Source organism: Stenotrophomonas sp. YJH_SMC_16 (assembly GCF_059367875.1).
In genome coordinates, this window is record NZ_JCAFRH010000002.1 from 53,649 (window position 1) to 66,095 (window position 12,447).

The 12,447-nt window shown below is 66.4% G+C and carries 13 protein-coding genes; 4 read left to right on the forward strand and 9 right to left on the reverse strand.

The features are described 5' to 3' along the window. Positions 1-19 precede the first annotated feature (19 nt). The 7 genes from flgG to AC5P6E_RS05020 form a co-directional block, all read right to left on the reverse strand. A complete protein-coding gene (flgG, locus tag AC5P6E_RS04990) occupies positions 20-805 on the reverse strand; it encodes a flagellar basal-body rod protein FlgG (RefSeq protein ID WP_005409571.1) in 786 nt (261 codons plus the stop codon). Positions 806-907: 102 nt separating this feature from the next. Continuing rightward, positions 908-1,657, reverse strand: coding sequence for a flagellar basal body rod protein FlgF (locus tag AC5P6E_RS04995; protein ID WP_019337418.1), 750 nt, complete (start codon positions 1,655-1,657; stop codon positions 908-910). Between the two features lie 32 nt (positions 1,658-1,689). Next, positions 1,690-2,913 carry a flagellar hook protein FlgE gene (gene flgE, locus AC5P6E_RS05000; RefSeq protein ID WP_019337419.1) on the reverse strand — a complete coding sequence of 408 codons (1,224 nt, stop codon included), beginning with the start codon at positions 2,911-2,913 and terminating at the stop codon, positions 1,690-1,692. Positions 2,914-2,945: 32 nt separating this feature from the next. After that, positions 2,946-3,629: a flagellar hook assembly protein FlgD gene (locus AC5P6E_RS05005; protein ID WP_010485894.1), complete on the reverse strand. Its 684-nt coding sequence runs from the start codon at positions 3,627-3,629 to the stop codon at positions 2,946-2,948. A gap of 23 nt (positions 3,630-3,652) precedes the next feature. Further along, positions 3,653-4,060, reverse strand: a complete 408-nt coding sequence (flgC, locus tag AC5P6E_RS05010) for a flagellar basal body rod protein FlgC (protein WP_010485892.1) — start codon at positions 4,058-4,060, stop codon at positions 3,653-3,655. A gap of 3 nt (positions 4,061-4,063) precedes the next feature. After that, positions 4,064-4,459, reverse strand: a complete 396-nt coding sequence (gene flgB, locus AC5P6E_RS05015) for a flagellar basal body rod protein FlgB (RefSeq protein WP_019337420.1) — start codon at positions 4,457-4,459, stop codon at positions 4,064-4,066. A 156-nt stretch (positions 4,460-4,615) separates the two neighbouring features. Next, positions 4,616-5,560 (reverse strand): chemotaxis protein, encoded by a 945-nt coding sequence (locus AC5P6E_RS05020; protein ID WP_010485887.1) that lies wholly within the window; start codon positions 5,558-5,560, stop codon positions 4,616-4,618. 180 nt (positions 5,561-5,740) lie between these two features. Here AC5P6E_RS05020 and flgA point away from each other — a divergent pair, with 180 nt between their 5' ends. The 4 genes from flgA to AC5P6E_RS05040 all read left to right on the forward strand — a co-directional run bounded on the left by flgA (position 5,741) and on the right by AC5P6E_RS05040 (position 8,425). Continuing rightward, the gene (flgA, locus tag AC5P6E_RS05025) at positions 5,741-6,397 is read left to right on the forward strand and encodes a flagellar basal body P-ring formation chaperone FlgA (protein WP_010485884.1); all 657 of its coding nucleotides are present in this window, start codon (positions 5,741-5,743) and stop codon (positions 6,395-6,397) included. Between the two features lie 75 nt (positions 6,398-6,472). Beyond that, the gene (gene flgM / locus AC5P6E_RS05030; RefSeq protein ID WP_019337421.1) at positions 6,473-6,778 is read left to right on the forward strand and encodes a flagellar biosynthesis anti-sigma factor FlgM; all 306 of its coding nucleotides are present in this window, start codon (positions 6,473-6,475) and stop codon (positions 6,776-6,778) included. Beyond that, the gene (locus tag AC5P6E_RS05035; RefSeq protein WP_010485882.1) at positions 6,775-7,113 is read left to right on the forward strand and encodes a flagella protein; all 339 of its coding nucleotides are present in this window, start codon (positions 6,775-6,777) and stop codon (positions 7,111-7,113) included. The genes flgM and AC5P6E_RS05035 overlap by 4 nt, the downstream gene beginning before the upstream one ends. Before the next feature lie 91 nt (positions 7,114-7,204). Further along, a complete protein-coding gene (locus AC5P6E_RS05040; protein ID WP_019337422.1) occupies positions 7,205-8,425 on the forward strand; it encodes an ATP-binding protein in 1,221 nt (406 codons plus the stop codon). Between the two features lie 17 nt (positions 8,426-8,442). On the opposite strand, the gene AC5P6E_RS05045 is transcribed toward AC5P6E_RS05040, so the two are convergent. Next, positions 8,443-10,215 (reverse strand): EAL domain-containing protein, encoded by a 1,773-nt coding sequence (locus AC5P6E_RS05045; RefSeq protein WP_019337423.1) that lies wholly within the window; start codon positions 10,213-10,215, stop codon positions 8,443-8,445. Positions 10,216-10,219: 4 nt separating this feature from the next. Beyond that, positions 10,220-12,322 carry a PAS domain S-box protein gene (locus tag AC5P6E_RS05050; RefSeq protein ID WP_019337424.1) on the reverse strand — a complete coding sequence of 701 codons (2,103 nt, stop codon included), beginning with the start codon at positions 12,320-12,322 and terminating at the stop codon, positions 10,220-10,222. Between the last annotated feature and the right edge of the window lie 125 nt (positions 12,323-12,447).

Below are 12,447 nucleotides of genomic sequence, written 5' to 3' on the forward strand. Positions count from 1 at the left end.
GGTTTCCCGGTTTGGCCGGTCAGAGCTTGTTGTTGAGGTAGCCGAGCATCGAATCGGTGGTGGAGATCGCCTTGGCGTTCATTTCGTAGGCGCGCTGGGTTTCGATCATCGACACCAGCTCTTCCACCACGTTGACGTTGCTGCCTTCCAGCGCGCCCTGCACCACGGTGCCGAGGCCGTTGAGCCCGGGGTTGCCGTTCTGTGCCGGACCGGAAGCGGTGGTCTCCAGGAACAGGTTCTCGCCGCGAGCCTGCAGGCCGGCCGGATTGACGAAGTCGGTCAGGGTCAGCGCACCCACTTCCACCGACGCCGCACCGTCGGCCATCTTCACGCTGATGGTGCCGTCGGTACCGATGGTCACCGACTGCGCGCCTTCGGGAATCTGGATGCCAGGCTGCACCGGGTAGCCGCTGTTGGTGACCAGTTCGCTGTCCTGGTTGATCTTGAACGAGCCATCACGGGTGTAGGCCGAGCTGCCATCAGGCATCTGAACTTCGAAGAAGCCGCGGCCGTTGACCATCACGTCCAGGGCGCGGCCGGTCTGCTGCTGGCCGCCCTGTTCAAAATTCTTGGCGGTGGCGACCACGCGCACGCCGGTGCCGAGCTGCAGGCCGGTCGGCAACTGGGTCTGCGCCGACGAAGAGCCGCCGGGCTGGCGCACCTGCTGGTACAGCAGGTCTTCAAAACTGGCACGGTCTTGCTTGAAGCCGGTGGTGTTGGTGTTGGCGAGGTTGTTGGAAACCACCGACATGCGCATCTGCTGCGCATCCAGTCCGGTTTTCGCGATCCACAATGCCTGGTTCATCTTCGGTGTCCTGTCTGGTGAAGCCGGCCGCGTGGTGCGGCCCTTGAATGCGGGTGTGCAAGCGGTGTGCCAGCGCCGGCATCAGCCGGCGCCGGAATTCCGTCAGCTGCCCAGGCGCAGCATGCTGTTGGCGCTGCGCGCGTTCTCGTCGCCGTGCTTGATCACCTGCACCTGCATTTCGTACTGGCGCTGCAGCTGGATCATCTGCACCAGCGCGCCAGCGGCGTCCACGTTGCTGCCTTCCAGCTGGCCGCTGTGCACGGCCGTGCCCTGTGCCGGTGCGAACGGCTGGCGTGGGTCGGTGTTGCGGAACAGGCCATCCAAGCCACGCTCCAGGCGTTCATCCGGTGCCTGCACCACTTTGATGCGACCGATCTGTGCCATGGTCTGCGGGCCTTCGCCCTGCGGGATGATCGAGAGCGTGCCGTCGGCACCGATCTCCATCGCCTGGTAGGGCGGAATGGCGATCGGGTTGTTGTTGTCATCCAGTACCGGACGGCCGCTGGAGGTCACCAGCTGGCCGTTCGGCGTCACCGACAACGCCGCGCCGCGCGTGTAGGCCTCGCTGCCGTCACTGGACTGCACGGCCAGCCAGGTGCCGGTCTGCAGGGACAGATCCAGCGGCTTGCCGGTGATGTGCTGCGAACCGGGCGTGCGGTTGAACCCGGCGTCGACATGCAGCGCATCCACCCGCGAGGCAAAGCCCGGGCCACGGATCGGGAAGGCTTCGGTGTTGGCCAGCGCTTCCTTGAAGCCGGGGGTGTCGGAGTTGGCGAGGTTGTGGCTGAGCGTGCCCTGCGCCTGCAGGGAGGCGCGGGCACCGGTCATCGCCACGTAAAGGGCTTTATCCATGCGGGGAGTTCCGTGACAGGGTCAGCGCGTCATCAACGGATGTTGATGACGGTCTGGGTGATCTGATCCTGGGTCGTGATCATCTGCGCGTTGGCCTGGAAGTTGCGCTGCGCGGTGATCATGTTGACCAGCTGCTCGGTGAGGTCGACGGTGGACGCTTCCAGCGAGCCGGCCTGGATCTTGCCGAGGTTGGAGGTGTCCGGCATGCCGGTGCGCGGCGTACCCGACTCGAACGTCTCCACCCACAGGTTGTTGCCCTTCTGCTCCAGGCCCTGCGGGTTGTTGAAGGTGGTCAGTGCGACCTGGCCGAGGGGCTTGTCGTCACCGTTGGAATAGCGGGCATAGACCACGCCGGTTTCCGACACGGTGATCTCGTTGAGCTTGCCGGCGGCATAGCCGTCCTGCTGGGTGTTGCGCAGAGCGAACTTCTCTCCGTACTGGGTCGAGCCGCTGATATCCAGCGTCATGTTGAGCTGACCGGCGCCGGTGGTCGGGGTGAACGTGCCGAGGCTGACCTTGCCGTTGGCCGGAGTGGTCAGCTTGCCGCTGTTATCGAAGGCGACCGCGGTCGGGGTGCCGGCCGGTTGGCCGTCCACGTAGTTGTGCACGGTCCACTCGTTTGGATTGGCGCCCTTCACGAAGTACGAGACCTGGATATGGCTGACGCCCAGCGAGTCGTACACGGTGATGCCACCGCTGGAATGGTTGTAGCTGTTGGAGTCGGTTGGATCGAAATTTGCGACCGTCGGCTGCTTGGCGTTGGCCGGCAGGGTGAAGCCGACCTTCACTTCGCTGGTCTGCTTCGGCGGGCTGTCGGTGGTCAGCAGCTGCAGGTCGACCAGACGGCCTGCATCGAAGTTGGTGCCATCGGCATTCGGCGCGAACACCTGCAGTCGCGCGCCCTGCGGGTTGATCACGTAACCGGCGGAATCGGTCTGGAAATTGCCGGCACGCGAGTACACGCGCGAGCCGTTCATGTTCATGGTGAAGAAGCCCTCACCGGAGATCGCCATGTCCAGGCTGCGGCCGGTCTGTTCATTGTGGCCCTGGATGAACTGCTGGGCGACATTGGAAACACGGACGCCCGAGCCGGTCTGGTTCTTCGACAGGCCGTAGCTGGTGGAGGCGAACAGGTCGGCGAATTCGGCGCGCGATTGCTTGAAGCCGGCGGTGTTGACGTTGGCGACGTTGTTGGCGGTGACGCTCAGGTCGGTGTTGGCGGCATTGATGCCGGACAGAGAGACGTTGAAGCCCATGGGATGCTCCTGGTTGATGCGGAATGTGCGGCTCAGCTGACGCGGAGCACGTAGTCAATCGGGGCCGTGCCCAGGCCCTTGAGGTTCAGGTACAGGCCGTCGGAACCGACGGTCACGCTCTCCACCGGTGCCTGTACGTAGGTGGACAGCTTGGTGCTCTTGCCGGCGGTGTCGACGTGGTTGGCGACGACCGAGTACTTGCCCGGTTCCATGCGCTTGCCGTTCGCATCCTTGCCGTCCCACTGGAAGGCGGTTTCGCCGGCGGCTTTGGCTTCCACGCTCAGCGACGTGACCTTGGCGCCGTTGGCGTCAGTGATGTCCACGGTGATGATGCCGGCCGACGGCGCAGCCACCGTGCCTTCGACGCTGCCTTCCTTCTCAAGCACCAGCTTTTCCGAAGGCACCAGCACCTGGTGGCCGACCAGTGCCGCACCACGCAGCACCTGGTCGCTGGCCATCGATTCCTGGAAGCCCTTCACCGTCTTGTTCAGATCGGTGATGCCCTGCACGGTGGACATCTGCGCCATCTGCGCGACCATCTGCGTGTTGTCCATCGGCTTCAGCGGATCCTGGTGCTGCAGCTGCTCGGTCATCAGGCGCAGGAAATCGGCCTGGTCCAGCGTGTTCTTCTTCTTGGTGGCGTTGCTGTTCGGGGCGTTCAGGCCCAGCGCGGAATAGACGTCCTGGCTGGTCTGGTTGTTGACGGCGGTGGTCATGGCGGTATCCGGTGCTGCGGGGCTCAGCGGCCCATGGTCAGGGTGGCCAGGGCCAGTTCCTTGGCGGTGGTCAACATCTCCACGCCGGCCTGGTAATTGCGCGAGGTCGAGATCAGGTTGACCATCTGCGCCACCGGATCGACGTCGGGCTGGTAGATGTAGCCATCGCCATCGGCCAGCGGGTGGCCCGGCTCATAGCGCTTGATCGGCGCGGCCTCGCTCTGGGTGATCTCCTTGACCTTCACCGAGGTGATGTTCGGATCGTTCTTGCTGGTCACGGCCTGGAAGATCGGCTCCAGCGGCTTGTACACGGCGTCGGCGGAACCGGCGACGGTGTCGGCGTTGGAGAGGTTGGAGGCGATGGTGCTCATGCGCACCGACTGCGCCTGCAGCGCGGAGCCGGCGATATCGAAGATCGGCAGGTTGCTCATGGCTTATTGCCCCGTGATCGCGGTCAGCATGGAACGCACCTTGCTCTCGACGAAGCTGAGCGAAGCGCGGTATTCGAGTGCGGCGCGGCCATAGGCGGCACGCTCGGCATCGGGATCGACGGTGTTGCCGTCCAGGCTGGGCTGTACGCCGCCGCGCGCGATCTGGAACGGATTCAGGCCACTACTGATTTCGTAGTGCTGCTCGTTGGTGGTGGTCATCAGGCCGTTGGCATCCTGCCCCTGGGCATGGCGCAGGGCGGCATCGAAGTCCAGGTCCTGGGCCTTGTAGCCGGGAGTGTCGGCATTGCCGAGGTTGCTGGCGATCAGCTTCATCCGCTGTTCGCGCAACGGCATGGCCTGGGCGTGGACGCCCAGGTAGTCGGTAATCAGGTTGCGCACGGTGCACTCCCACGGGAACGTTGCCCGGGAAGCTGCAAGGGGTGTGCCAAAGCACGCGCGACATCGCGTCCGCCGGGCATGGTCCGGCGCTAGCCCAGGGGTCGGGGAGGTTGTGGTAGCGCCGGGCCATGCCCGGCGGAGACCCGTGACGCGGCCCTACGCCGCCATCGCGACCTTGCGCAGGCGGTCCAGCACGAAGTCAGCCAGTTCGTGAGGCGAGTATTTGGCGACGAAGGCGTTGGCGCCGACGCGCTCGACCATCGCATTGTTGAATACGCCCGACAGCGAGGTGTGCAGCAGCACGTACAGGCCGGCCAGGCCCGGATGGCGCCGGATTTCCGTCGTCAGCGTATAGCCGTCCATGGCCGGCATCTCGATGTCCGAGATGACCATGGCGTAGCGCTCGGCCGGGTTCTCGCCGGAGGCATGGATCTGAAGCAGGTGGTCCAGTGCCTGCTTGCCATCGGAAAGCAGGGTGGCGCCCACCCCCAGCTGGTCCAGCACGCTGCGGATCTGCTGGCGGGCTACGCGCGAGTCGTCCACCACCAGCACCTGCAGCTGCGGGCCGTCGGCCGGCATTGCCATGGTCGGGTCCAGCACCGCTTCGCCACGGACCTGGGCGATGTCGGCCAGTACGCTTTCCACGTCGATCACCTGGATCAGCTCGCCCTGGAAGCGGGTCACCGCGGTCAGGTAGCTCGATTCGGCGCCCAGTTCCGGCGGCGGGTGGATGTCTTCCACCGCGATGTTGACGATGCGCTCCACGCCGCTGACCAGGAAGCCCTGGATCGAACGGTTGAATTCGGTGACGACCAGATAGCCGGGCGAGGTGTCCGCATCGGGCTCGCGCTCGGGATGGCCGATCGCCAGCCCGAGGTCCAGCACCGGCACCGAACGGCCGCGCACGTCGGCCACGCCGGAGAACTGGCTGGGCAGCCCGGGCACCTGGAACAGCTCCGGGCGCCGCAGGACCTCCTGCACCTTGAAGACATTGACGCCAAAAAGCTGACGTCCGCCGAGACGGAACAGCAGCAGCGCCAGGCGATTGTGGCCGGCCAGTCGGGTCCGCTGGTCGATCCGGTTGAGCAGGTCATGGGACATGGCTGCTGTATCGGCGCCGCAGTGGCGGAACTTGAGGGCGCTCTGCCGCCCGCGTGGTCCGCACCGCAATTGTGGCGTCGCGCCATGTTCGACCGAGGCTCGACTCTACAAAACGCAGCTCTGCCCATCTGGCACACCCCTTGCACGCACCAGGGCCAGATCCCCTCGACAGGAGGCGCCATGCGCCGGGTCACATCTCTATTCGCCATCGCGCTGGCGCTGGCCTCGCCGTGGGCGGTTGCCGCCGACTGGCAGCCGGTGGCCAGCATTCGCGCCGCGGCGTTGTCGACGCTGCCGGCCGGCAGCGAGGGCGAGGCCCAGGTGGCCGATGCGCTGCGCCTGCCCAGGTGTGGTGGCGCGCTGCAGGTGCAGCCCACCGCCAACACCACGGTCGAAGTCAGCTGCCCGGATGCCGGTGGCTGGCGCCTGTTCGTGCCCGTAAAGGTGCGGCGCAACCAGACCGTGCTGGTGCTCAATCGTGGAATCGGCACTGGAGAAACCCTCACCGCCGCCGATATCACTACTGCCCAGCGTGACGCCGCCCGGATTGCCGGTGCAGTGCTGGCCGATCCCAACGCGGCGATCGGTCGCATCGCCCGCCGTCCGTTGCAGGCCGGAGCCCTGCTGTCGAACAACGATCTGGTGGTGCAGCGTCTCATCAAGAGGGGAGACAATGTGGCCCTGGTATCGCGTCGCGGCTCGGTCGAGGTCCGCATTGCCGGTCGCGCGATGGGCGATGCCGGTGAAAACGAACGGGTCTCGGTAGAGAACCTGTCCTCGCGGCGGATCGTGCAGGGCACGGTCGATGCCGCCGGTGACGTAATCGTGGCGCGTTGATTTACCGCAAAATATCCCTAAAGATCACGGCCCTGCGGCCGTTATCCCTTGTGAACGGCAACTCCAGGACACCCCATGAGCCAGAAAATCGACGGCAACCTGCAGGTCCCCCAGGCACTGCGCAGCGTGACGACCCCGGCCAACAAGCCCGGCGTCAGCACCGATGCGGCAGCACGTCCGGTCGAAGCGGCCGACAGCCTGCGCCTGACCGGCGAGGCCACCAATCTGCAGGCCATCGAGCGTGAGCTGACCACCGCCCCGGCGATCGACGCCCAGCGCGTGGCCGCCGTGCGCGAATCGCTGCAGAACGGCACCTACAAGATCAATCCGGACGCGATCGCATCGCGCATGCTCGAGCTGGACCAGCAGCTGCACGGATGACCGCGGCGATGAGCGAGCCGCTGCAGCGCCTTGCCCAGGCCCTGGACGTTGAACGCCAGGCCTTGGTCGAGCACGACGTGCACGCCCTGATCCGGGCCACCGGCGCCAAGCTGGAGGCGCTGCGTGCGCTGGAAGGCGCGCCGCCGGTGGGCGAGGGCGAACAGCTGCAGGAACTGGCCGAGCGCAACCGCGCCAACGGCGTACTGCTGTCGCGCCGCCGCCGCGAGGTCAACTGGGCATTGCGCCAGCTCGGCCGCACCGAAGATGCCTCGGCCTACGATGCCAAGGGCCAGGCGCACACCGTCACTGCGCGCCGTCCACTCGCCGTCGCCTGACGCGACGGCGGTCGCACAACCCATTCCTGCGGGCTGAAGCCCGCTGCGTGACCGCGTATATTGGGCGCCTGTTCGAATGCCCCGAGTCGCCGTGTCCGCTGCCAACGCCCTGGTTACCGCCCCCCTTCCGCCACAGCCGGTGCTGCAGGCCCTGCTTGAGCGCCTGCGCGAAGGGCTGCTGCTGTTCACTGAAGACGGGCAGGTGGCGCTGGCCAATCCGGCCGCGCAGAACCTGCTGGCCAGCGGCGAGGGTGGCGGTCTGCCACCACCGCAGCGCCTGCGTGAACTGCTGCCGCCCGATGCCCTGGAACAGGCGCGCCAGCATGGTCACTGGAATGGCAGCCTGCCGCTGGGCGAGGGCGTGGTCATCGCCCATCTGTATCACCACGGCCCGGTGGGCCAGGGGCACTTCCTGGCGTTGTTCCGCCATATCGAGGGGCAGGAAGACTACGAGCGCGAGCTGCAGCAGCGCCATGCCGAGCTGCGCCAGGCCTACCTGCGCCTGAACGGCACCCAGGAAAAGCTGCTGCAGTCGGAAAAGATGGCCTCGATCGGCCAGCTTGCTGCCGGCGTCGCGCACGAGATCAACAACCCGATCGGCTACGTGCACTCCAACCTGGGCAGCCTGCAGGAATACCTACGCAGCCTGTTCACGGTGATCGAAGCCTACGAACGCGCCCTGCGCGCGCCGGACCCGAAGGCGTTGATTCCGGAAATCGACGATATCCGTGACCGTCTGGACATCGATTTCATCAGCCGTGACCTGCCGCAGCTGATGGCTGAATCGCGCGAAGGCATCGAGCGGGTCACCCGCATCGTGCGTGACCTGAAGGACTTCTCGTATTCCGGCCGCGACGAATCGTGGAAGCTGGTCGACCTGCACGCAGGCCTGGAATCGACCATCAACATCATCTGGAACGAGCTGAAGTACAAGGTCACCCTGGTGCGGGAGTTCGGCCAGCTACCGCTGGTGGAATGCCTGCCGTCGGAGTTGAACCAGGTCTACATGAACCTGCTGCTCAACGCCGGCCATGCCATCGCCGAGCGCGGCACGATCACGGTGCGCACCGGCGTTGATGGCGATCACGTGTGGGTCGAATTCGAGGACACCGGCGGCGGCATCTCGCCGGAACTGCGCCAGCGCATCTTCGATCCGTTCTTCACCACCAAGCCCGTTGGCAGCGGCACCGGCCTGGGCCTGTCGATCTCCTACAGCATCATCAACAAGCACCACGGCCGCATCGACCTGGACAGCACCCCGGGCGTGGGCTCGCGCTTCCGCGTGGTGCTGCCGGTGAAGCAGCCGCGCTGATCGACTCTACATGTGGGTCACCGCAGCGGACGATCCTCACCGCCATCTCCGCTCTCCACCGGCGCCGGACCGGCGTTGCTGCGGCGTTGCTCCTCATAGGTGCGGAACGCCTGGTGGATGTGCTTGCGCAGCTCGTCATCGTTCCACGGCTTGGTCAGGAAGCGATAGATCGCACCGCGGTTGATCGCGTCGGTCACGGTGTTCAGATCGGTGTAACCGGACAGCACCAGGCGGATCGTGTCCGGGTACAGCATCTTCACCCGGCCCAGGAACTCGGTGCCGCTCATGTCGCTCATGCGCTGGTCGGACAGGATCACCTGCACGTCGTTGATCGCCAGCAGGTCGAACGCATCGCGCACGTTGCCGGCGGCCAGGATGCGGTAGCCATCGCGACGGAACAGGCGCACCAGCGAGCGCAGCACGTTCTCCTCGTCGTCCAGCAACAGCAGCGTGCGGTCGGGACGGGTCTCGGCAAAGGCCTCCGGGCGCAGGTAGCGGCGGCGCAGGGTCATGCCGGCGGCATCGGCCGACATCGGTTCGCCGAACAGGTAGCCCTGGAACACGTCGCAGTCGTTGCGGCGCAGGAAGCCCAGCTGCGCCTGCGATTCCACGCCGTTGGCGATCACGGTCATGCCCAGCTGGTGGCCCATGGCGATGATCGCACGAGCGATGGCCGCTTCGCGGTTACCGGCCGGCGCACTCTTGATGAAGCTGCGGTCGATCTTCAGCTTGTCCACCGGGTAGCGCACCAGCGCACTCAGGCTGGAATCGCCGGTGCCGAAATTGTCCAGGCTCAGGCTGATGCCTTCGTTGCGCAGGTTGGCCAGCGTCTCGTGCACGAAGTTGACGTTGTTGGTCAGCGCGCTTTCGTTGATCTCCAGCGTCAGCATCTGCGCCGGCACGCCCGCCGCCTGGATCAGGCCCATGACTTCTGCGAAGAAGTTGGGCCGCAGCAACTGCAGGGTGGAGACGTTCACGGCGATGGTGAAGTCGTCGAAGCCCTGGTCGCGCCACAGGCGGGCCTGCTTCAGCGCGCCCTCCAGCACCCAGGTGCCGATCTGCACGATGATGCCCAGCCGTTCGGCGGTGCGCATGAAGCGCTCCGGCACCAGCATGCCCAGCGTCGGCGACTGCCAGCGCAGCAGCGCCTCCATGCCCACCACGTGGCCGTCGCGGGCACTGACCAGCGGCTGGTAGCGAAGCTTCAGCTCGCCATTGGGGATCGCGTCGACGATCTGGCGCGCGATGATGCTCTCGCTGTGCGCGCTCGGCGGCGTGTCCACGGCGTGGATGCGCACCGCGTTGCCGCCTTCGCGGGCCGCCTGGTACAGCGCATCCTCGGCATGATCGAGCAGGCGTGAGGCGCTGCTTGCATGGTCCGGGCACAGGCTCACGCCCAGCTTGCCGGTCATGAACAACGTATACGGCAGCACCGACAGGGGCAGCTCCATCTGCTGCCGGATCTCCTCGGCAAAGTCCTCCGGCAGCGGCACGTCGGCCGTGCGTGGCACGGCGATCAGGAACTCATCGCTGCCGTGGCGCCACAGCTTGCCGCGCCCGCGCAGGTAGGACTGCAACCGCTGCGCCACCAGCGCCAGGGCCTGGTCACCCACCTCGGCGCTCATGTTTTCGTTGACCGAAGCGAAGTGGTCGATGTCGACATGCATCAGCATCAGTGCGGTGCCGCCCGAGGCCGCCTCGGCGACCATTACCTGCAGCTCGGGGTTGCCGGCGCCAAGGCGATCAGGCGCATCATCGATGCTGACCGGGGGCTGGTTGGGATTCCACATAGGCTCAGTATTCCGGTGACTCAGCGGCGGCCATGCTGGCCGCCTGGTAGGGGAGGTGGACGTCGATCAGCGTGCCTTCGCCGTGCGCGGATTCGATCCGCACATGGCCACCGACGCTCTGCGCGCGCTCACGCATCACGATCAGGCCCAGCCCGCGCGGACCATCGGGGTCGAAACCCTCGCCATCGTCGCGGATCTGCAGGTGCAGGCCGCGCTGGCCGACATCGCGCAGCTGCAGCTGCACCTGGCTGGCACGGGCGTGGCGCAATACGTTGGTCAGGCTTTCCTGCGCGATACGGAAGCAGGCCTGCTCGATGCTGTTGTCGGGACGGTGCGGCAGGGGCTCGATCTCGGCCAGCAGTTCCACCGGCGACGAACGGAACAGTACCCGTGCCTGCCAGCTCAAGGCTGCTTCCAGGCCCAGCGCGTCGAGCTGCGGCGGGCGCAGCAGGGTAGAGATGTCGCGCAGCTTGGCCACCGTGGTATCGGCCAGACTGACGATCTGCGCCAGATCCTCGGCGCGGCGCTGCGGATCATCTTCGTCCTGTGCTGCGTAGGCGGACAACTTGATCGCCGTGATCGCCTGGCCGATGTCGTCGTGCAGATCGCGCGAGATCGCGCGGCGTTCATCCTCCTGCAGCGAGAACAGGCGGCCGGCCATCGCCTGCAGTTCACGGTTGCTGGTTTCCAACGCACTGCGGGTGCGCTCGGAATCGCTCAGGTCGCGCACGATCAGCAACTTGCAGTCGCGTCCGCCATAACGCACTTCACCTACCGCCAGGCCGGCATGGAAGCTGCGGCCATCAGCGCGCTGCATCGCCACCACGCTGCTGTGACCGGGCCCCAGATGGGGCTGGCCTGCACGCAGCTGGCTACGCACGCGGGACAGATCGGCGTTGTCCACCAGTGCCGACAGCGGCTCGCCCAGCAGGGTGTGGCTGCCATAGCCGAACAGGCTGGCGGCCCAGGCATTGGCGTACAACACGTGTTCGTCGGAGAGGATCACCACGCCATCGGGCAGTACCCGTACCAGCTCGCGGAACTGCTCCTCGCGCTCGCGCAGCAGGCGTCGCGACTGCTCGCGCTCGGTCACGTCCTGCAGCGTGCCCAGCACGCGATTGCGGCCGGCCTCGTCGATGCCGCTGGCAGCACGCAGATGCACCATCAAGGCGCGGCCATCCATCGACAACAGCGGCAGCAGCACGTCCACGTGCACGGGATCGCCGGAGCAGAGTTCGGCCAGCAGCTGTTCGGTCTGGGTAGCGGTGGCCGGATCGGCCGGCACCAGCAGTTCGTCGAAGCGATGCCAGCGCCGGGCCTCGGGCGGGCGGCGACCCAGCAGGCGGTAGACCTGGTTGGAATAACGGCCGAGCCCGGTGGACGGGTCCAGCTCCCAGGCGCCGATGCGGGCCAGCTCGTGGGCTTCTTCCACCCGGGCCAGCGCCTGGTCGCGGCGCAGTTGCGCCAGATCCTCCGCAGTGCGGTCGATGGCAATCAACAAGCGGGCGTTGTGGCCGTCGTAGCTGATGGCGTTGGAGCGCAGCTCCATCTGCCGCAGCGAGCCGTCACGCAGCTGCAGCTGGGTACGCAGGATGCACAGTTCCTCTGGTGCCTCGCGGATCGCCTCCAGCTTGGTCTGCAGTGCCTGGTCCTGGCCTGGCGGCCACAACGCGTCGATGGTCTGCTCCAGCAGTTCGTCACGGTCCCAGCCGAAGGCGGTGCAGGCCGCCGGATTGGCATCGAGGATCGCCAGCGTATCGAGGTCATAGACCAGGATCGGGCCGGGGTTGCCTTCGAACATCTGCCGCAGGCGCAGCTCCGAGGCCTGCTGGCGTGCATGGGTGTGCAGCACGTGCTCGGCCAGCGGGCGCAGCAGCAGATACAGCAGGCCCGCACTGGCAAGGGCGAAGAACGAGCCCTTCAGGCCCTGCCACAAGGCCGCCTGCTGCGGGTCAGGCACCAGTGCCTGCACCGCACTGTCGGTGGAGATCATCCAGGCCAGCGCCATCGCCAGGTAGCTCAGCACCACCCGGCGCCGGTCGCGGCTCAGCGCCTGCGCCATCCGCGGGTCGGGAACTGGGGCGTTGCCGGTCGGTTCTGCGGGCATGGACAGGGCGGAAGAAAGGGGCGCCGGCCATCTTACCGCGCAGGTGCGCCCAGACCACTCAATTATCCGCCGCAGGCGCCGTTAACCACTGCGTGCCCCGCTGACGGGCGTGTCATCCGGAGCAA

Bases quoted from the DNA above. Each gene is read 5' to 3' on its own strand.
- flgG (WP_005409571.1), bottom strand. From the start codon at position 805: ATGAACCAGGCATTGTGGATCGCGAAAACCGGACTGGATGCGCAGCAG.
- AC5P6E_RS04995 (WP_019337418.1), bottom strand. From the start codon at position 1,657: ATGGATAAAGCCCTTTACGTGGCGATGACCGGTGCCCGCGCCTCCCTG.
- flgE (WP_019337419.1), bottom strand. From the start codon at position 2,913: ATGGGCTTCAACGTCTCTCTGTCCGGCATCAATGCCGCCAACACCGAC.
- AC5P6E_RS05005 (WP_010485894.1), bottom strand. From the start codon at position 3,629: ATGACCACCGCCGTCAACAACCAGACCAGCCAGGACGTCTATTCCGCG.
- flgC (WP_010485892.1), bottom strand. From the start codon at position 4,060: ATGAGCAACCTGCCGATCTTCGATATCGCCGGCTCCGCGCTGCAGGCG.
- AC5P6E_RS05020 (WP_010485887.1), bottom strand. From the start codon at position 5,560: ATGTCCCATGACCTGCTCAACCGGATCGACCAGCGGACCCGACTGGCC.
- flgA (WP_010485884.1), top strand. From the start codon at position 5,741: ATGCGCCGGGTCACATCTCTATTCGCCATCGCGCTGGCGCTGGCCTCG.
- flgM (WP_019337421.1), top strand. From the start codon at position 6,473: ATGAGCCAGAAAATCGACGGCAACCTGCAGGTCCCCCAGGCACTGCGC.
- AC5P6E_RS05035 (WP_010485882.1), top strand. From the start codon at position 6,775: ATGACCGCGGCGATGAGCGAGCCGCTGCAGCGCCTTGCCCAGGCCCTG.
- AC5P6E_RS05045 (WP_019337423.1), bottom strand. From the start codon at position 10,215: ATGTGGAATCCCAACCAGCCCCCGGTCAGCATCGATGATGCGCCTGAT.
- AC5P6E_RS05050 (WP_019337424.1), bottom strand. From the start codon at position 12,322: ATGCCCGCAGAACCGACCGGCAACGCCCCAGTTCCCGACCCGCGGATG.